Raw genomic sequence first — 18,195 nt, forward strand, 5'->3', positions numbered from 1 at the left:
TGCGCCTACGGTTCACTCGCCAAAGCTCCCTCACGGCACCAGCTTCCCAGGATTGAGCACCCCGGCGGGGTCGAGTTCGCGTTTCACCGCGCGCAGCACGCGAACGCCGAGCTCACCGACCTCGGACTGCATCCACGGACGGTGATCGGCGCCGACGGCGTGGTGGTGGGTGATGGTGCCGCCCGCGGCGATGATCGCGTCACCGACGGCCGACTTGGCGATCCGCCACTGCGCGATCGGGTCGTCGAGCTGCTTGGCGACGATGGTGAAGTACAGCGAGGCGCCGGTCGGGTAGGTGTGCGAGATGTGGCACATCACCAGGGCGGGGGTGCCCTGCGCGCCGAGCGAGTCCATCAGCGCGCCGGTCACCTTGGTCTTCAGGTTCGACAGGTTGGCCCAGGTGGTCGCGGTCTCCAGGGTCTCGCACAGCACGCCGACGTCGAGCAGCGCGTCGCGCAGGTACGGCGCGGCGAAGCGGCCGTGCTCCCACTGCTGGGCGGGCGCCTCGCCGAGCGCGGTGCCCCCGGCGGCGGCGAGCAGTCCGCTCGCCTCCAGCGCACGAGCCGCGACATGCGCTTCGGTGCCCTCGTAGGTGGTGATGGCCAGGCAGCCCGCGACGGACGCGCCGCCGACGTCACCGGAGCGGGCCAGGTTCAGCCCCGTCTCGGCCTCGTCGGACAGCCGCAGCACGGTCGGCGCGGCGCCGGTCTGCACCAGGGCGCGCAGCGCGGCCGCGCCGGTGGCGAAGTCGGGGAACGACCAGGCCTGATAGGCCGTGGTCTCGGGCACCGGGTGCACGCGCAGCGTGACCGAGGTGATGATGCCGAGGGTGCCCTCGGAGCCGACGAACAGCTCCCGCAGATCCGGCCCGGCCGCCGACGCGGGCGCGCGCCCGAGCTCGACGGTGCCCTGCGGGGTGGCGACGACAAGGCGCTCGACCATGTCGTCGAAGCGGCCGTAGCCCGCCGACGCCTGACCGGACGACCTGGTCGCGGCGAACCCGCCGATGGTGGCGAATTCGAAGCTCTGCGGGAAATGCCCCAGCGACAGTCCGTGCGCGCTCAGCAGCTTCTCGGCCTGCGGGCCGGTGACGCCGGCGCCGAGGGTCGCGAGCCCGCTGACCGGGTCGACGCCGGTGAGGGTGTCGAGCCTGCGCAGATCCAGCGCGATGACGGTGGCGAACTGCCCGCGGACCGGGTCGACGCCGCCGACCACGCTGGTGCCGCCACCGAAGGGAACGACCGCGACGCCGTGCTCGGAGCAGTAGGCCAGCAGCGCGAGGACCTGCGCGTGATCGGCGGGGAAGACGATCGCGTCCGGCGCGTCCTGGGGTTCGGCGGCCCGGCGACGGAGCAGGTCGGGGGTGCTCTTGCCGCCGGCGTGACGCAGCCGGACGACATTCTCGGTGCTGAGATTTTCGTCACCGACGATGGCGGCGATCCCGGCCCGGTCGGTGTCGGTGAGGGTGGTGGGGCGCAGCGGCACGTCGCCCTCGTCGCGACGCGCCACCGGCTCGCCCGAGATGCCGAAAACCTGCGCGAGCAGGCCACGGATCTGCGCCGACAGGGGCTGGTGTCCAGCGGGGACACCCCAGGCGTCCCACACCATACGCGGCGGCAGGGTGGCGGCACCGGGATTTTCGGGTTGCGTCTCGACCATGCGTTACATTCTGACATATAGTGTCAAGCAGTAACCAGTACGATATGTCCTCGAGTCGACATCCGATCGCTGTCGGATGTCACTGCCCCGCCTTCACGACACCGACCCCGCTGGTCCGCTCGATACCCTTGGGCGTTCCAGCTCGACCACGGCGCCGCTTCCGGCGCCGCCGAACACACCGGGGTGAAGCACGATGATCGACATCGCGACCAACGCGGACGAGCAACTCTCGCCCACCGACGTGGCGATCCTCGATGCCACGCGCGCCTGCGTCGTCGATTTCGGTGTCCGTCGCACCACGCTCACCGAGGTGGCGCGCCGCGCCGGGGTGAGCAGGCCGACGGTGTACCGGCGCTGGCCCGACACCGGGTCGCTGATCGCCGAGCTCCTGGTCCGTGAGTTACGCACGATCGTCGGCGAGACCATGCCCGAGATCGGCCTCGGCCGGGATCGGCTGGTGCGCGGCATCGTCGCCGGTGCGGCCGCGATCCGGGCGAACGCGGTGTTCGCCAAGATCTTCCGGACCGACACCGACCTCATGCTCACCTACGTGTTCGGCAGGCTGGGGCGCAACCAGCGCACGCTGATCGAGCTGTTCGCGACCGCGATCCGGCTCGGCCACGACGACGGCTCGATCCGGGCCGGCGACGCCGAGCAGATGGCGACCATGCTGCTGCTCATCACCCAGTCCGCGGTGCAGTCCGCGGGCACGGTGGAACCGCTGCTGGCCGGTGCGCAGTTCGACGCGGAGCTGGCGAGGGCGATCGAGGGTTACCTGCTCCCTCCTCGCGACAAGGACTGTGATGACTCCTGATTCGACGGCCGCTCTGCACGCGACCCGCCGCACCGCCGACCTGACCGCGCTCGGCGATCGACCCGAGGTCGACGTGCTGGTGATCGGCGGCGGCGTCACCGGCGCCGGCGTCGCCCTCGACGCCGCCTCCCGCGGACTGCGCACGCTGCTGGTCGAGCGCACCGACTTCGCGTTCGGCACCAGCCGCTGGAGTTCGAAGCTGGTGCACGGCGGCCTGCGCTACCTGGCGAGCGGGCGGGTCGGCATCGCGCACGAGAGCGCGGTCGAGCGCGGTGTCATGCTGCGTTCCACCGCCCCGCACCTGGTGCGCCCGCTCCCCCAGCTGGTGCCGCTGCTGCCCGGCATCACGTTCTCCCAGAGTGCGCTCATCCGCGCGGGTTTCGCCGCCGGTGACGCGCTGCGCGTCGCCGCCCACACCTCCGCCGCCACCCTGCCCCGCTCCCGCCGCGTCGCCGCCGCCGAGGCACTGCGACTGGCCCCGACCGTGCGCCGCGAGGGACTACGTGGCGGGCTACAGGCGTGGGACGGCCAGCTCGTCGACGACGCGCGATTGGTCGTCGCCCTGGCCCGCACCGCGGCCGCCCACGGCGCGACCGTGCTCACCCGGCTGGAAGCCGTGACCGCGACCGGGGATTCGGTCCGGCTGCGCGACACGATCACCGGCGAGACGCTCACCGTGCGGGCCCGCGCGGTGATCAACGCGACCGGGGTGTGGGCGGGCGAGGTCGACCACAGCATCAAACTGCGGCCCAGCCGCGGCACCCACCTGGTGTTCGACGCCGCCGCGTTCGGCGGCCTGAGCGCCGCGCTGACGGTGCCGGTCCCGGGCAGCATCAGCCGTTTCGTCTTCGCGCTGCCCGCCGCGCACGGGCGCGTCTACCTGGGCCTCACCGACGAGGAGGCGCCCGGCCCGATCCCCGACGAGCCGCAGCCCACCGAGTCCGAGATCGACTTCCTGCTCGACACCATCAACACCGCGCTGCGGGAACCGTTGACCCGCGCCGACATCCGTGGCCGCTTCGCCGGGCTGCGCCCGCTGCTCGAGACCGCCGACGACAGCACCGCCGACATCTCCCGCGAGCACGCGGTCCTCACCTCCCCCGACGGCCTGATCACCGTCGTCGGCGGCAAGCTCACCACCTACCGGCAGATGGCGCAGGACGCCGTCGACGCCGCCGTCGCCCGTGCCGGGCTGGCCGCGTCACCGTGCCGCACCACCGGGCTCCCGCTGGTCGGCGCGGTCGCGGGCGCGGCCCGCGACCGCATCGACGCGCCCCCGGTCCTCATCGAGCGCTACGGCAGCGAGGCGAGCCGCATCGTCTCGGCCTGGCTGTCCGACCCGTCGCTGCGCGCACCGATCGCGCCCGGAATCGACGTCACCGCCGCCGAATTCGACTTCGCCATCAGCCACGAGGGCGCGCTCACCGTCGACGACCTGCTCGACCGCCGCACCCGCATCGGCCTGGTCCCCGACGACCGTGCCGCCGCGACCCCGGCAGCGGAAGCCGCTTTCGCCAGGGCCGTCGTCGGCAGCTGACCGCGACACCCTGCGCGGCTTCGCGCGGCGGTCCGGGCGAGCGTCAGCCGTAGGTCCAGGTGGCCAGGTCGGCGCGCATGCAGGCGCGGGGCCATTCGTCGAGGCCGTGGGCGATCTCGGCGGCGCGGATGGCTCGTAGCTCCGGGGTCTCGTCGGCGGGCGGGATGTAGGAGAAGCCGAGCCGCTCGTAGTACGGGCCGTTCCACGGGACGTGGGTGAACGTGGTGAGGGTGATCTCGTGCAGCCCACGGTCTTTCGCCCAGCGGACGGCGTGGTCGATCAGGCGTTTGCCGATGCGCAGCCCGGCGTGGGCCGGGTCCACCGAGACCTGGTCCACGTGCGGCTCGCCGTCGACCATGCCGAGCACCAGGTAGCCGATGGCGCGGCCGGTCTCGTCGGGCCAGACCCAGGCGCGTCCGGCGGTGATGTATTCGCGCAGGGTGTCGGCGTGCGGCGGGTCGTCGTCGGCGACCGCGGTCATGCCCACCGCAGCGAACGGGGCGCCCGCGCGCCGCTCGATCTCCTGCAGCACCGGGATCTCGGCCTCGGTCGCGGGCCGGATGGGTCCGCCGCCCGCCTGCGCTCGCGCGGCGATCCCGGGCTGGTCGACGCCGGTCATCGCGCGTCCACCGGGGTGGCGAGGATGCCGTTGAGCATGGCGCGCAAGGCCCACCGGCCACGGGCGTCGCCGTCACCGGCGAGCATCTGCTCGCGCAGCGCGACGATGGTCGGGTAGCGCTCGGCGGGCAGCTCGGCGAAGCGCCTGCCGATCTCGGCGAGGTACTCCGATTCGGTGCCGCCCTGGGTGTTGTAGGCCGCCTGCTCGGCGGCCTCGGCGGTGATGTGCAGGTGGATCAGGTCGACGGCCCAGGTGGCGGTCGCCGGATCGAGGCCGCCTTCGCGCAGCAGGGCGAGCAGCTGTTCGATCAGACCGAGCGCGTGCTCGGTGGTGGGGATCCGGCCGAACGCGACCAGCGCCAGCCCCTCGTGCCTGCCGAGCACCTCGACGGCGGACGCGACGACGGCGGTCAGGCGCTGCCGCCAGTCGCCCTCGGTGGGCGTGGTCACGGTGGACAGGACGTGGTCGAGCATGCCGGTCATCAGGTCGTCGCGATTGGCGACGTAGACGTAGAGCGAGGCGGCGCCGGTGTCGAGCTCCTGGGCGACCCGGCGCATGGTGAGCGCGGCCAGGCCGTCGGTGTCGAGGATGCGCAAACCGGTCTCGATGACGACCTCACGGCTCAACGGGGCTTTCGCCGGTCGGGCCCGGCGGCTGACGGGTGCGGCATTCATGCGCCGATCATACGCGGGCCACGAACGACGTTTGACACGAACATTGTTCGTAATCGCGCACCGTTGGCCGCCCAGACGGCTTCGACAGCCTCGCCCGGTGATCACGACACGACCGAAATCCGCTGCGCCAGTGGTGCACCGGTGCCCGAAACGCCCGTCCACCACCTGCCGGAACACCAGGTGAGGGCCTGCTCGCGCGCTGTTCGGGCACACAACCCTCAACCGCATCCGGCGAGTCGATCTATGCTGGCAAAGGCCAGTCCGACAAGGAGGCATTGATGCGCGCGCATTCGTCTACCGTGGCCATCGTGCCCGGTACCGGGATCGTCGCCCGATTCGGCGACGTCGTCATGTATCTCGCGGGCGAAACCCCGTCCACCGACCGACTACTCGGCGCGGTCGAAACCGTCGCCATGAGCACCGCGGCCTCGGCGCCCGGCGCCGCACTGGCCCAGCGACTGGCCGGTGTCGTCTTCGGCGGCGCGTCCGCCCCGCCGCCGTTCGGCGTCCTCGCCCCGACCGCCGACGGGATGCTGATCCTGTTGCGCGGCGCGGTGATCGCCGAGATCTCCGGCGCCGAGGGCAACCGCCGCCTGGCCGGCGACCGCGCCTTCACCTGGGTCGACGAGATCATCCGCGAACCCGTCCGCCGGATCGCGGTCGGCGCCGAGATGGCCGACCCGACCAGCGCCAATCCCCGCACCGACCTGCGGGCGGGCATCGTCACCGGCAACGGATTCGTGCTCACTCTCGGCCGACGCCGCAATCCGGCACCGCGCCGGATCGAGTCCGTCGACGAGCCGCCACCGACCGAGGCCACCGGATTCCGCGCCCTGCGCACGCACTCGGATCGCACCGAGAACGGCGAGGCCAGGCCGGCGACCGCGGGTTTCGCCACCCCCAGCGCCGAGTCCGGGTTCCCGGGCCCGGCAACCGGTTTCGTGGCCGCCACCGAGACGAGCGGTCCCGACGGCGAAACCGTGAGCACCGGCTCGCGTCCGGTGACCGCCGACGGCGAGACCGTCAGCACCGGTCCGCGCAATTCCCCCGCCGCCAACGCCCCGCTGGCGTGGTCGCAGGCCTTGGACGCGGCGAAGCGGGCCGAGCCCGTCGCGCTGAGCAAGTCCGGGCCGCACCCCACCAGCTCGCGCGGCGCCCTCGTCACCGAGGACGGACTGAGTTACCCCCTGGATCGGCCTTATGTCCTGGGCCGTAATCCCTCGGGCGACGAATCTGTGCGGGCCGCCGCCGCCACTCCCATTCTGATCGAACGCGACCGGCTCGTGTCCCGGGTCCATGCCTTCGTCGCCCCCGACCGTGGCAAGGTGTTCGTCCGGGAAGCCCCCGCCACCTCCGGTACGTTCTTCGCCGCCCCCGACTCCGAACGCTGGTCGCGCGTCGGCACCCTGCCCATCGAGCTGCAACCGGGCTGGCGCCTGCGGATCAACGATTTCCTGCTGACCTACTGCGTCTGAGAAAGCTCATGCGGCCGAACTGTCCCGACGCCCGTGGCGTGCACGCTGTGCGTCCACGGGCGCCGGTTCGCGATTCGGCTCAGGCCTCGAGGGCGTCGAGCAGCGCCGCGCGCTGGCGAGCGCCGAGGCCGCCGATGCGGCGATCCTCGGGAATCTCGGCCTGATCCATCAGCTTGGCCGCCTTCACCGGGCCGACACCCGGCAGCGCCTTGATCACCGCAGCGACCTTGGTCTTCTTGACCAGGTCGTCGCTGTCGGCCTTCTTGAGCAGATCGGCGACGGTGACCTTGCCCTCCTTCACCTTGCCGATCAGTTCCGAGCGCGCCTTGCGCACGGCAGCCGCTTTGGCCAACGCCTCGGTGCGCTGTTCGGCGGTCATCGTAGGCAGTGCCATGTCTCCTCCGCTTCCACTCGTCACTCGAACATCTGATTGACGGACCGAGTAAACAGCAACCGAACGGCAGCACCAGTCCGACACACCGCGAGGATACGCCGATGAGTTTTGCGTGCTGGGCCCGTCGTAATGGGTGAACGACCTGCAAGACGGACGAAACGGACGAAAGGACGGTCGCCATGGAGCTCTCCCTGACCCAGTTCCTCACCATCGATGGTGTCTACCAAGCGCCGGGCGGGCCGGAGGAGGATACCGTCGACGGCTTCACCCACGGCGGCTGGTCGGCCCCGTTCGCCGACGACGACTTCGGCGTCTTCATGGACTCGGTGTTCGACCGGGTCGACGCGTTCCTGCTGGGCAGGCGCACCTACGACATCTTCGCGGGCTACTGGCCGAAGATCGACGACCCGGACAACCCGGTGGCCACCAAGCTCAACGCCCTGCCGAAATACGTCGCCACGACCACCCGCACGGAGGCGGACTGGGCGGGCACCGAGTTGCTGCACGGCGACATCGTGGCCGCGGTGACGGCGCTCAAGGATCGCCCCGGCCGGGAATTGCAGATGCACGGCAGCGGCGTACTCGCCCAGACCCTGCTCGCGGCCGGTCTCGTCGACACGATGAACCTGCTGACCTTCCCGGTGGTGCTCGGCAGCGGCAAGAGACTGTTCACCGAGACGGTGCGCCCCACCGGGTTCGCCCTCACCGACTCGCGCACCACGTCCACCGGCGTGCTCATCGCGAGCTACCGCGCCGACGGGGCCCCGAAGTACGGCGACTTCTCCGCCGGGTGATCCACGTAACACCGCGCCCAGCTGCGACGAAACATCAGCAGAAGCACAAAACGGGACCAAGGTTCAACGGCGAACCACGGAGGATCAACGAAGCTCCTCGACCCGGGCGCGACCGGTCACCGGTCGTCACCGTCTCCCCGTGCGAGTGCGGTAACAGCTACACAGTTGTGCGCCAGACGTTTCCGGCATCGGCGGGTCGGCGAGAAATGCGGCCCGCGGTTGTGCTCTCCCCCGCTCTATGCGCAAGAATGACGCGACCCGGCGAACCCTTTGCTTACTGGAGTTGCGATGCGCGAGGAACACCCGCTCGATGACGAGGTCGTTGCGTTGCCTGTCCGGGTCGAACGGGCCAGGCGGCGCATCGCCTACCAGTCCGATCCGGCCCTGACCGACGCCCTGTCCGAGGACGAGCTCCGCGCCGAGCGCGAGCTGGCCGAGAAGATCCGCACCTACGAGCGCGACCAGCGCTGGAAGCAGATCAAGGCCGCCTCCACCCACGCCGACCGGCTGCGCGAGACCACTGCCGAGATGGAGCGGGCCGAGATGGCGGACGTGATGCTGGCCCGCAAGGCCATCGCCGCCCAGCGCCGCGAATCCAACCCGCGTGCCCGGCTGGCCTCGCTCTACCAGCACCGCACCTGGTCGTTGCGCGCGTTGGCCGGCGTGGTCATCGCCGGCATGCTGTGGTCGGCGGTGAACGTCCAGCACAACATCGCCCCCGGCGGGCCGAGCGACCCGCTCTACTGGGCCAGCTTCGGCCTGGAGGCCATGATCAGCGTCTGCCTGGTCATCATCATGATCGGCACGACCCGCGTCGCCGAGTGGGGCGTGATGGGCAACCGGACCCAGGTCCTGGTCGCCGAGCTGTTCCTGCTCTCGCTCACCATCGCCCTCAACACCTACCCCCACCTGAGCGCCAAGCACTGGTACGACGCCGCCGTGCATGCCGTGGCCCCCGTCATGATCGGCGTGGCCCTGATGATCCACAACGCCGCCAGCGCTCGCTACAGCACCGCCATCGCTCGCGCCTCCGCCGAAATACCCACCGACGACGCCGAGGACCTCCTCTCCGCGGCCCCCGCCTTCCGCGAGAGCTAGTCACCACACGAGAGCGGGCCCGTACTCCTCACCGGAGTACGGGCCCGCTCTCGTGTGCCTGTGTGGGCGCTACGCCGACTTCTCGCGGCGCTCGGTGCGCTGGGTCTTGCGGGGGACGATCGTCGGAAGGACGTTCTCGGTGACGGTGTCGGCGTTGACGACCACCTTGGCGACGTCGTCGCGGCCCGGGATGTCGTACATCACCGGGAGCAGGACTTCCTCCATGATGGCGCGCAGACCACGAGCGCCGGTGCCACGCAGAATCGCCTGGTCGGCGACCGCTTCGAGGGCGTCGGTGGTGAACTCCAGGTCGACGCCATCCATCTCGAAGAGGCGCACATACTGCTTGACCAGCGCGTTCTTCGGCTCCGAGAGGATCTTGACCAGCGATTCCTTGTCCAGGTTGGTCACCGAGGCGACGACCGGCAGGCGGCCGATGAACTCGGGGATCAGACCGAACTTGATCAGGTCCTCGGGCATCACGTCGGCGAAATGGTCGTCGGTGTCGACCTCGGCCTTGGAACGGACCTCGGCGCCGAAGCCGATGCCACGGTGGCCGGTGCGGTCGGAGATGATCTTCTCCAGGCCCGCGAACGCGCCCGCCACGATGAACAGCACGTTGGTGGTGTCGATCTGGATGAACTCCTGGTGCGGGTGCTTGCGACCGCCCTGCGGCGGCACACTCGCCTGGGTGCCCTCCAGGATCTTCAGCAGCGCCTGCTGCACACCCTCGCCGGACACATCGCGGGTGATCGACGGGTTCTCGCTCTTGCGGGCGATCTTGTCGACCTCGTCGATGTAGATGATGCCGGTCTCGGCGCGCTTGACGTCGTAGTCGGCGGCCTGGATCAGCTTCAGCAGGATGTTCTCGACATCCTCGCCCACGTAGCCCGCCTCGGTGAGCGCGGTGGCGTCGGCGATGGCGAACGGCACGTTCAGCATCTTCGCCAGCGTCTGCGCGAGGTAGGTCTTACCGCAACCGGTGGGGCCGAGCATCAGAATGTTCGACTTGGCCAGCTCGACGGTCTCGCCGCGGCTGTCGCGGCCCTTGTCGCCGGCCTGAATGCGCTTGTAGTGGTTGTAGACCGCCACCGCGAGCGTGCGCTTGGCCGTGTCCTGGCCGATGACGTAGTTCTCCAGGAAATCCCGGATCTCCGAGGGCTTGGGCAGCTCGTCGAGCTTGACCTCGCTCGACTCGGCCAGCTCTTCTTCGATGATCTCGTTGCAGAGGTCGATGCACTCGTCGCAGATATAGACCCCGGGGCCCGCAATGAGCTTCTTGACCTGCTTCTGGCTCTTTCCGCAGAACGAGCACTTGAGCAGATCGCCGCCGTCTCCGATGCGCGCCATCTCGTAGGTCCCTACTTCCTTGTCCGAGTGCGACCGTCGTCCCCCGATTGGGCCGGAAATACGTTTCGGTGCCGTCAATCAGAGCAATGGTCCCTGAGTCGACCGTACCTGGTGTGCGCGAGAGAGGTCGACAACTCGCGCATGTTTCTGTGAAGCGTTGTGCGGGTTCTCACCATTGTGAGGCCCACGGTCGAAAAATGGTGGGCCCGCCGCCCAGATCGGGCGACGGGCCCGGGCGTGTCACTTCTGCCCGCTGAGCTTCCGGTAGTCGAAGACCTGGTCGACGATGCCGTATTCCTTGGCTTCCTCGGCGGTCAGGATCTTGTCGCGGTCGGTGTCCTTGCGGACCTGCTCCTCGGACTTGCCGGTGTGGCGCGAGATGGTGACTTCCATCAGGCGCCGCATGCGCTCGATCTCGGCCGCGGCGATCTCGAGGTCGGACACCTGGCCCTGCACGCCGCCCGAGGACGGCTGGTGGATCAGGATGCGCGCGTTGGGCAGCGCGGCGCGCTTGCCGGGGGCACCGGCGGCCAGCAGCACCGCAGCGGCCGAGGCGGCCTGACCCAGGCAGACCGTCACCACGTCGGGGCGGACGTACTGCATGGTGTCGTAGATCGCCATCAGCGCGGTGAACGAGCCGCCGGGCGAGTTGATGTACATGGTGATGTCGCGGTCGGGGTCCTGGGACTCCAGCACCAGCAGCTGCGCCATGATGTCGTTCGCCGACACGTCGTCGACCTGGTTGCCCAGGAAGATGATGCGCTCTTCGAAGAGCTTGTTGTACGGGTCCGACGTCTTGACACCGAACGAGGTCTGCTCGGTGAACTGCGGCAGGATGTAGCGCGCCTGCGGGAGGCCCGCAGCGGAGCCGCCATGTCCGGCGCGCGGGTCGAAGAGGTTGGCCATCTTTATCTCCAAGCTTGTCTCGAGTGAGGGGGGACGGCGGCGTTACTTCGCCTGGTTCGCGTGGGTGACCACGTGGTCGATGAAGCCGTATTCGAGGGCTTCCTTCGCCGTGAACCAGCGGTCGCGGTCCGCGTCCTCGGTCACCTGCTCCACCGACTTGCCGGTGTGCAGCGACTGCAGCTCGTTGAGCTCGCGCTTGGTGTGGGCGAACTGCTCGGCCATGATCGCGATGTCGGCCGCCGAACCACCGATGCCTGCCGACGGCTGGTGCATCATGATCCGGGTGTGCGGCAGCGCGAAACGCTTGCCCTTGGTGCCCGCGGTCAGCAGGAACTGCCCCATCGACGCGGCCAGACCCATCGCGACGGTCTTGATGTCGCACTCGGCGAACTGCATCGTGTCGTAGATGGCCATACCCGCGGTGACCGAGCCACCCGGGGAGTTGATGTAGAGCGAGATGTCCTTGGTCGGGTCCTCGGCCGAGAGCAGCAGGATCTGCGCGCACAGCTTGTTCGCGATGTCATCGTCGACCTGGGTGCCGAGAAAGATGATGCGCTCGCGCAGCAGCCGCTCGTACACCGAATCACTGAGGTTGAGACCAGCAGTAGCGGCTGTCATGACCCCTGCCTGGTTGATTGTCACGGATACCTGCCTTCTCTTCTCACCGATTGCTACGGCCATACGGTTCGTCGTCACAAACAGTAACGAAGCAGGGCGGCACCGAACTCCCGGTACCGCCCTTCTTCGCTCACAGCGCAATCCAAGCACCCTCGGTGGGGTACCGGTCACACCGGCATCACAAAACTTATTCGGCGGCGGCCTCGACCTGCTCGGTCTCGGCGGAATCCGCAGGGTCACCGAACATTTCGGTGGTGTCGACCACGTTGCCCTCGGAGTCGGTGACCTTCACCTGGCCGACGACACCGGCCAGCGCCTTGCCGCGACGGACGTCGGCGAACACCGCGCCGAGCTGACCGGCCTGCTGCACCTGCTGGATGAACTGCTCCGGCGACATGCCGTAACGCTGGGCCTGGAACAGGATTCGCTCGGTCAGCTCCTGCTGGCCGACCTGGGTGTTCTCGGCCTCGGCGATGGCATCGAGCAGCAGCTGGGTCTTGACCGACTTCTCGGCGGCTTCCTGGGTGTCCTTGTCGAACTCCTCGCGAGAGGAGCCCTGCGCCTCGAGCGCCTCGGCCAGCTTGGCCTCGTCGTGGTCGAAGCCGTGGACGGCGTCGTGCAGCACCGCGTCGACCTCGGCCTTGACGACGGCCTCGGGCAGCGGAACCTCGACGGTCTCGAGCAGGGTGTCGAGCACCTTGTCGCGGATCTGACCGGCCTGCTCGACCTTCTTGACGCGCTCGACGCGGCCCTTCAGGTCTTCCTTGAGCTCGTCGATGGTGTCGAACTCGCTGGCCAGCTGGGCGAACTCGTCGTCGGCCTCGGGCAGCTCGCGCTCCTTCACCGACTGCACGGTGACGGTGATGACGGCTTCCTTACCGGCGTGCTCGCCGGCGACCAGGGTGGAGGTGAACTCCTTCGACTCGCCGGCCGACAGACCGGTGATCGCCTCGTCGAGGCCCTCGATCAGCTGACCCGAACCGACCTCGTGCGACAGACCGGTGGTGGCCGCCTCCGGGACGTCCTCGCCGTCGACGGTGGCCGACAGGTCGATCGAGACGAAGTCGCCGTCCTGCACGGCGCGCTCGACACCGGTCAGGGTGCCGAAGCGCTGACGCAGCGAGGTGAGCTGCTGCTCGATGTCGGCGTCCTCGATGGTGAACGCGTCGACGGTGACCTCGAGGCCCGAGTAGTCCGGCAGCGCGATCTCGGGGCGCACGTCGACCTCGGCGGTGAACGCCAGCTCTTCGCCGTCCTCGATCTTGGTGATCTCGATCTCGGGCTGGCCGATGACCTTGACCTCGGCGGACTGCACGGCCTCGGCGTAGCGACCCGGCAGCGCGTCGTTGACGACCTGCTCCAGCACGGCGCCACGGCCGACGCGGGTCTCGATCAGCTTGGCCGGAGCCTTGCCCGGACGGAAGCCGGGGATGCGGACCTGCTGGGCCAGCGCCTTGTACGCCTTGTCGAAGTCGGGCTTCAGCTCCTCGAAGGGCACCTCGACGTTGATCCGGACCCGGGTCGGGCTCAGCTGCTCGACGGTGCTCTTCACGGACATGCTCCTTGGTTCGTAGTTCAGTGGTGTCCCCGCATGGGACGTCGCACCCTGACCGGGTGCGGCGCACGCATCCCGACCAGGGTAGTTGACCGCCTTCGCGGTCGTGCAATCGGCGGTTGTTTGGGCGGCGGCTAGCGGCCGACCTGCACCGCGTCGGTGACGAAGACCAGGGTCTCGTTCGGCGCGACGCCGTTGCCGCCCGCGCCGTAGCCGAGGTTCGGCGGCACGATCAGCAGCCGGCGCGCGCCCTGCTGCACACCGAGCAGGCCCTGGTCCCAGCCCTCGATGACCTGGCCGGCGCCGAGGGTCAGCTGGAACGGCTTGCCGCGCTTGAACGAGCTGTCCAGGGTCTGCTTGTCCGACCAGGTGACCAGCGCGTAGTTCATGGTCAGCGGCTGACCCGCGACCGCGCCGGGACCGTTGCCCGCGACCAGGTCCTTGACGATCAGCGTCGTGGGCGGGTCACAGGAGTCGGGGATGGTGATCTCCGGCGCGTCGCCGTAGCCACCGCTGACCTCGATGTCGTCGGCGGTGCATTCGCGGCCCTTGCTCGCCGTGGACTGGCCGGCGGCGGTGCTGCTGCTCGGCGAGCTCGCCGAATCCGAGTCCGAGCCGCAGGCCGCTGTCGCGATCGCGGCGGCCGCGACGAGTCCGATGCCGATGATCCTGCCGAGAGAATGCATGGCCCGCACAGTAATAGACCGCGTGTACGGCGCCGGGTACCGGCACGGCGGTAGGCTCGGCGGTGCGTTCTCCACCGGTGTCGCCGAGTACCCGATCGGTGCCCCGGGCAGGTCCCGTCGGCGCGGACGGCGCCGCAGCTCACCGACTACGCCGCAGCTCACCGACTACGAGGAGAGTCCGCGATGACCCGGACCAGCGATCTCGATGCCGATACCGCCGCCGACGACGTGGGCGGCGGGGACGGCGAGACCATCGCCCCGCAGCCCTATGTCCTCACCGATGCCCCCGGCCCGCTCTCGCGCGACGAACTCGTCGCCGTCGACACCTGGTGGCGGGCGTCGAACTATCTCGCGGTCGGCCAGATCTATCTGATGAACAATCCGCTGCTGCGCGAACCACTGCGCGCGGACGACATCAAACCGCGCCTGCTCGGCCACTTCGGCACCGTGCCCGGCCTGAATCTGGTGTGGGCGCACGCGAACCGGGTGATCCGCGCGCGCGGACTGAACGCGGTGTATGTGGCCGGTCCCGGCCACGGCGGCCCCGGCCCGAACGCCTGCGCCTGGCTGGAAGGCGCCTACGCCGAGCTCTACCCCGACATCGCCCGCGACGGCCACGGCATGCGCAGGCTGTTCCACCAGTTCTCCTTCCCCGGCGGCGTGCCCAGCCACTGCGCGCCGGAGACCCCCGGCTCGTTCCACGAGGGCGGCGAACTCGGCTACAGCCTGCTGCACGCGTACGGCGCCGCGCTCGACCATCCCGAGCTGACCGTGTTCTGCGTGATCGGCGACGGCGAGGCCGAGACCGGCCCGCTGGCGGGCAGCTGGCACGCGAACAAATTCCTCAACGCGGGCCGCGACGGCGCGGTGGTGCCGATCCTGGCGCTCAACGAGTACAAGATCGCCAATCCGACCATCTTCGCCCGCATCCCCACCGACGAGCTGATCTCGCTGCTGCGCGGCTACGGCTACGAACCGCTGATCGTCTCGGGCGACGATCCCGCCCCGGTGCACCAGGCACTGGCCGCCGCGATGGACACCTGCCTGGATCGCATCGCCGGATTCCAGCGCGCGGCCCGCGAGGACGGCGACACCACCCGGCCGCGCTGGCCGATGATCGTGCTGCACACCCCGAAGGGCTGGACCTGCCCGCCGGTCGTCGACGGTAAGCAGGTCGAGGGCACCTTCCGCGCGCACCAGGTGCCCTTGCCCGCCGCCCGCACCGACCCGCGGCACCGGCACGTGCTGGAGCAGTGGCTGCGCTCGTACCGGCCCGAGGAACTGTTCGACGAGCACGGCGCCCCGGTCCCCGCCGTACTCGCCCAGATCCCCGAACGGCCGATGAGCCTGAACCCGGTCGCCAACGGCGGACTGCTCGTGCGCGACCTGGACCTGCCGGACTGGCGCGACTACGGCGTCGCCGTCGAGCAGCCGGGCTCGGGCCCGCACGAGGCGACCCGGGTGCTGGGCGGCTGGCTGCGCGATGTCACCGTCCGCAATCCGCACAATTTCCTCACCCTCGCCCCCGACGAACTGGTCAGCAACCGGCTGCAGGACATTCTCGAGGTGACCGGGCGGGACTGGCAGGCCGAGGTGGGCCGCTGGGACGTCGACCTGTCCCCGACCGGCCGTGCCGTGGAGGTGCTCTCCGAGCACATGTGCCAGGGCCTGCTGGAGGGTTACCTGCTGACCGGCCGCCACGGGGTGTTCACCTGCTACGAGGCGTTCATCCACATCGTCGACGCCATGTTCAACCAGCACGCCAAGTGGCTCGACGCCAGTCTGGCGGTGCCGTGGCGGCGCAAGATCCCCAGCCTGAACTACCTGCTCACCTCGCACGTGTGGCGCCAGGATCACAACGGATTCACCCACCAGGACCCGGGTTTCCTCGATGTCGTGGCGAACAAGAGTCCCGAGATCGTGCGGGTGTATCTGCCGCCGGACGCGAACACGCTGCTGTCCACCTATGACCACTGCCTGCGCTCGCGGCACTACGCCAATGTCGTCGTCGCGGGCAAACAGCCGGGGCCGGACTGGCTTTCGGTGTCGGAGGCCGCGCTGCACTGTGCCCGTGGGGTCGGCATCTGGGAGTGGGCCTGCCACAACGACGAACCCGGCACCACCCCCGACGTGGTGCTCGGCTGCGCCGGCGACATCCCCACCCTGGAGACCCTCGCCGCCGCGGCGATTCTTCGCGATCGCCTCCCCGACCTGCGGATCCGGGTGGTCAACGTCGTCGACCTGATGCGGCTGCTGCCCGCCGACGAGCATCCGCACGGCCTGCCCGACGCCGAGTTCGACGCGCTGTTCACCACCGACCGGCCGGTGATTTTCGCCTTCCACGGTTACCCCTGGCTGGTTCACCGCCTCACCTACCGCCGCACCAACCACGCCGAACTGCACGTGCGCGGATACAAGGAGAAGGGCACCACCACCACGCCTTTCGACATGGTGATGCTCAACGACCTCGACCGCTTCCACCTCGTGCTCGACGTGATCGATCGGGTGCCGGGCCTGCGCGGGCGGGCCGCCGGGCTGCGCCAGGAGATGGTCGACGCCCGGCTGATCGCGCGCCGCTGGACCAGGGAGCACGGCGAGGACATCCCGGTCGTCGCGAACTGGGTCTGGCCCGAGGCCGCGGTCCCCACTGTGACGTAACGCGGTTGCGGCGCGGGGCTGGGCTGCACGACGATGGAGTCGATGACCGAGCCCCGCCGCCCCGACACCCTCCCTCGCGATCGTCGCGACCTCACCGGACCCTTCGACGTGATCGGCGATGTCCACGGTTGCCGCGGCGAGCTGGAAACGCTGCTGGGCGAACTCGGCTACACGATCGAGCGCGACGAGCGCGGCCGGGCCGTCGGCGCCGCGCATCCGCGGGCGCGCACGGTGGTCTTCGTCGGCGATCTCGTCGATCGCGGTCCCGACACTCCCGGCGTCTTGCGCCTGGCGATGGGCATGGTCGCCGCGCGCACCGCGCTGTGCGTCACCGGCAACCACGAGTACAAACTGATGCGCGCGCTCGACGGCCGCAATGTCCGCGTCGCCCACGGACTCGAACTGTCCCTGGCCCAGCTGGCCGACGAGGACGCCGAATTCCGCACCGCCGCACACACGTTCCTGCGCGAGCTGCCCAGCCACTATCTGCTCGACCGCGGCAGGCTGGTCGTCGCCCATGCCGGCCTCCCGGAGAGCCTGCACGGCAGCACCTCCGGGCGCGCCCGCTCCTTCGCGCTCTACGGCTCGCCCACCGGCGACTTCGACGAGCACGGCCTGCCCATCCGCTACGACTGGGCCCAGGACTACCGCGGCGCCGCGACCGTCCTCTACGGCCACACCCCCGTCACCACCCTGACCTGGGTCAACAACACCCTCTGCCTGGACACCGGCGCCGTCTTCGGCGGCACCCTGTCCGCCCTGCGCTACCCCGAACTGACCACGATCTCCGTTCCCGCCGAGAAGATCTGGAGCGAGCGGGCCGGCATCACCCCCGGCAGCTAGGCCTCGCCGCGGTCCTGTTTGATCTTGCGCCAGCCGCCGGCGCGGTTGTCGGCGATGATCTGTTTCAGCATCTTGCCCAGGGCGCGTTCGTTGAGGGTCTGGCCCTCGTAGACGGCGACGGTGCGGGCGGTCTTGTTGTCGTGCCCGCCGGTGATGATGTTGTCCGGGTCGGGGACGATGGCCCCGTCGTAGAGGAAGATGTTGACGTGCGTCTTGGCGGCCAGCAGGGCGCAGACATTGCCGTCGAGCACGAAGTAGGGCCGCACGCGGCGCTTCACGGTCTCGACGACCTCGGGGTCCACGGCGTGGACGAGATCGCGCACCTGGCGGCAGATCGCCTGCTGCCAGGTCGGGAGCGCGTCGATGTAGGCGTCGACGCGAGGATCGGCGACGTAACTCACCGATCGATGGTGGCACATCGGCGGGCCGGGGTCCGGGCAGCGCGCCCGGGAGGATCGTCGCCGAATCGTCAACTCGACATCCCGGGCGAGCGGGCCGCCACCCGGCGAAACCGG

At 69.7% G+C, this 18,195-nt stretch carries 17 protein-coding genes; 7 read left to right on the forward strand and 10 right to left on the reverse strand.

Features of this window, described 5'->3' with window-relative positions; translation table 11 throughout:
- Positions 1–30: 30 nt before the first annotated feature.
- Positions 31–1,659, reverse strand: a complete 1,629-nt coding sequence (locus ATM97_RS29525) for an FAD-binding oxidoreductase (protein ID WP_218721470.1) — start codon at positions 1,657–1,659, stop codon at positions 31–33.
- Between the two features lie 193 nt (positions 1,660–1,852).
- Between ATM97_RS29525 and ATM97_RS29530 the strand changes: the two genes are divergently transcribed.
- Complete coding sequence (locus ATM97_RS29530; RefSeq protein WP_218721471.1) at positions 1,853–2,473, forward strand: TetR/AcrR family transcriptional regulator; 621 nt, start codon at positions 1,853–1,855, stop codon at positions 2,471–2,473.
- Positions 2,463–4,010: a glycerol-3-phosphate dehydrogenase/oxidase gene (locus ATM97_RS29535; protein WP_218721472.1), complete on the forward strand. Its 1,548-nt coding sequence runs from the start codon at positions 2,463–2,465 to the stop codon at positions 4,008–4,010. Before ATM97_RS29530 ends, ATM97_RS29535 begins: the two co-directional genes overlap by 11 nt.
- Before the next feature lie 43 nt (positions 4,011–4,053).
- On the opposite strand, the gene ATM97_RS29540 is transcribed toward ATM97_RS29535, so the two are convergent.
- On the reverse strand, positions 4,054–4,629 hold the full coding sequence (locus ATM97_RS29540) for a GNAT family N-acetyltransferase (protein ID WP_218721473.1): 576 nt from the start codon (positions 4,627–4,629) through the stop codon (positions 4,054–4,056).
- A complete protein-coding gene (locus ATM97_RS29545; RefSeq protein ID WP_218721474.1) occupies positions 4,626–5,303 on the reverse strand; it encodes a TetR/AcrR family transcriptional regulator in 678 nt (225 codons plus the stop codon). Before ATM97_RS29545 ends, ATM97_RS29540 begins: the two co-directional genes overlap by 4 nt.
- A gap of 278 nt (positions 5,304–5,581) precedes the next feature.
- Between ATM97_RS29545 and ATM97_RS29550 the strand changes: the two genes are divergently transcribed.
- Positions 5,582–6,778 carry an FHA domain-containing protein gene (locus ATM97_RS29550; RefSeq protein WP_218721475.1) on the forward strand — a complete coding sequence of 399 codons (1,197 nt, stop codon included), beginning with the start codon at positions 5,582–5,584 and terminating at the stop codon, positions 6,776–6,778.
- A gap of 79 nt (positions 6,779–6,857) precedes the next feature.
- Here ATM97_RS29550 and mihF read toward each other — a convergent pair whose 3' ends face one another.
- Positions 6,858–7,172, reverse strand: coding sequence for an integration host factor, actinobacterial type (gene mihF / locus ATM97_RS29555; RefSeq protein ID WP_019045768.1), 315 nt, complete (start codon positions 7,170–7,172; stop codon positions 6,858–6,860).
- Between the two features lie 179 nt (positions 7,173–7,351).
- Between mihF and ATM97_RS29560 the strand changes: the two genes are divergently transcribed.
- A complete protein-coding gene (locus tag ATM97_RS29560) occupies positions 7,352–7,966 on the forward strand; it encodes a dihydrofolate reductase family protein (protein WP_218721476.1) in 615 nt (204 codons plus the stop codon).
- Between the two features lie 288 nt (positions 7,967–8,254).
- Positions 8,255–9,064: a hypothetical protein gene (locus tag ATM97_RS29565; protein WP_218721477.1), complete on the forward strand. Its 810-nt coding sequence runs from the start codon at positions 8,255–8,257 to the stop codon at positions 9,062–9,064.
- 69 nt (positions 9,065–9,133) lie between these two features.
- On the opposite strand, the gene clpX is transcribed toward ATM97_RS29565, so the two are convergent.
- From clpX to ATM97_RS29590, 5 genes are all read right to left on the reverse strand, one after another.
- Positions 9,134–10,414 carry an ATP-dependent Clp protease ATP-binding subunit ClpX gene (gene clpX / locus ATM97_RS29570; RefSeq protein WP_218721478.1) on the reverse strand — a complete coding sequence of 427 codons (1,281 nt, stop codon included), beginning with the start codon at positions 10,412–10,414 and terminating at the stop codon, positions 9,134–9,136.
- A gap of 240 nt (positions 10,415–10,654) precedes the next feature.
- Positions 10,655–11,320, reverse strand: coding sequence for an ATP-dependent Clp protease proteolytic subunit (locus ATM97_RS29575; RefSeq protein WP_218721479.1), 666 nt, complete (start codon positions 11,318–11,320; stop codon positions 10,655–10,657).
- 42 nt (positions 11,321–11,362) lie between these two features.
- Positions 11,363–11,938, reverse strand: a complete 576-nt coding sequence (locus ATM97_RS29580; protein WP_030202569.1) for an ATP-dependent Clp protease proteolytic subunit — start codon at positions 11,936–11,938, stop codon at positions 11,363–11,365.
- Between the two features lie 187 nt (positions 11,939–12,125).
- Positions 12,126–13,490 carry a trigger factor gene (gene tig / locus ATM97_RS29585; RefSeq protein ID WP_218721480.1) on the reverse strand — a complete coding sequence of 455 codons (1,365 nt, stop codon included), beginning with the start codon at positions 13,488–13,490 and terminating at the stop codon, positions 12,126–12,128.
- 137 nt (positions 13,491–13,627) lie between these two features.
- Positions 13,628–14,179: an FKBP-type peptidyl-prolyl cis-trans isomerase gene (locus ATM97_RS29590; RefSeq protein ID WP_218721481.1), complete on the reverse strand. Its 552-nt coding sequence runs from the start codon at positions 14,177–14,179 to the stop codon at positions 13,628–13,630.
- 183 nt (positions 14,180–14,362) lie between these two features.
- Between ATM97_RS29590 and ATM97_RS29595 the strand changes: the two genes are divergently transcribed.
- Together ATM97_RS29595 and ATM97_RS29600 are read left to right on the forward strand one after the other, a co-directional pair.
- On the forward strand, positions 14,363–16,837 hold the full coding sequence (locus ATM97_RS29595) for a phosphoketolase (RefSeq protein ID WP_218721482.1): 2,475 nt from the start codon (positions 14,363–14,365) through the stop codon (positions 16,835–16,837).
- 42 nt (positions 16,838–16,879) lie between these two features.
- Complete coding sequence (locus ATM97_RS29600) at positions 16,880–17,680, forward strand: metallophosphoesterase (protein ID WP_308248664.1); 801 nt, start codon at positions 16,880–16,882, stop codon at positions 17,678–17,680.
- Here ATM97_RS29600 and ATM97_RS29605 read toward each other — a convergent pair.
- Positions 17,677–18,081, reverse strand: a complete 405-nt coding sequence (locus ATM97_RS29605) for a DUF1801 domain-containing protein (RefSeq protein WP_218721484.1) — start codon at positions 18,079–18,081, stop codon at positions 17,677–17,679. The two genes, ATM97_RS29600 and ATM97_RS29605, sit on opposite strands and share 4 nt — an antisense overlap.
- Positions 18,082–18,195 lie beyond the last annotated feature (114 nt).

The organism is Nocardia sp. MH4 (assembly GCF_019266065.1).
In the GTDB taxonomy this organism is placed as follows: Bacteria; Actinomycetota; Actinomycetes; order Mycobacteriales; family Mycobacteriaceae; genus Nocardia; species Nocardia canadensis.

Coding starts and splice junctions, on each gene's coding strand:
- ATM97_RS29530 (WP_218721471.1), top strand. CDS start 1,853: ATGATCGACATCGCGACCAACGCGGACGAGCAACTCTCGCCCACCGAC.
- ATM97_RS29535 (WP_218721472.1), top strand. CDS start 2,463: ATGACTCCTGATTCGACGGCCGCTCTGCACGCGACCCGCCGCACCGCC.
- mihF (WP_019045768.1), bottom strand. CDS start 7,172: ATGGCACTGCCTACGATGACCGCCGAACAGCGCACCGAGGCGTTGGCC.
- clpX (WP_218721478.1), bottom strand. CDS start 10,414: ATGGCGCGCATCGGAGACGGCGGCGATCTGCTCAAGTGCTCGTTCTGC.
- ATM97_RS29550 (WP_218721475.1), top strand. CDS start 5,582: ATGCGCGCGCATTCGTCTACCGTGGCCATCGTGCCCGGTACCGGGATC.
- ATM97_RS29595 (WP_218721482.1), top strand. CDS start 14,363: ATGACCCGGACCAGCGATCTCGATGCCGATACCGCCGCCGACGACGTG.
- ATM97_RS29560 (WP_218721476.1), top strand. CDS start 7,352: ATGGAGCTCTCCCTGACCCAGTTCCTCACCATCGATGGTGTCTACCAA.
- ATM97_RS29525 (WP_218721470.1), bottom strand. CDS start 1,659: ATGGTCGAGACGCAACCCGAAAATCCCGGTGCCGCCACCCTGCCGCCG.
- ATM97_RS29600 (WP_308248664.1), top strand. CDS start 16,880: ATGACCGAGCCCCGCCGCCCCGACACCCTCCCTCGCGATCGTCGCGAC.
- ATM97_RS29580 (WP_030202569.1), bottom strand. CDS start 11,938: ATGACAGCCGCTACTGCTGGTCTCAACCTCAGTGATTCGGTGTACGAG.
- ATM97_RS29565 (WP_218721477.1), top strand. CDS start 8,255: ATGCGCGAGGAACACCCGCTCGATGACGAGGTCGTTGCGTTGCCTGTC.
- ATM97_RS29540 (WP_218721473.1), bottom strand. CDS start 4,629: ATGACCGGCGTCGACCAGCCCGGGATCGCCGCGCGAGCGCAGGCGGGC.
- ATM97_RS29590 (WP_218721481.1), bottom strand. CDS start 14,179: ATGCATTCTCTCGGCAGGATCATCGGCATCGGACTCGTCGCGGCCGCC.
- ATM97_RS29575 (WP_218721479.1), bottom strand. CDS start 11,320: ATGGCCAACCTCTTCGACCCGCGCGCCGGACATGGCGGCTCCGCTGCG.
- ATM97_RS29545 (WP_218721474.1), bottom strand. CDS start 5,303: ATGAATGCCGCACCCGTCAGCCGCCGGGCCCGACCGGCGAAAGCCCCG.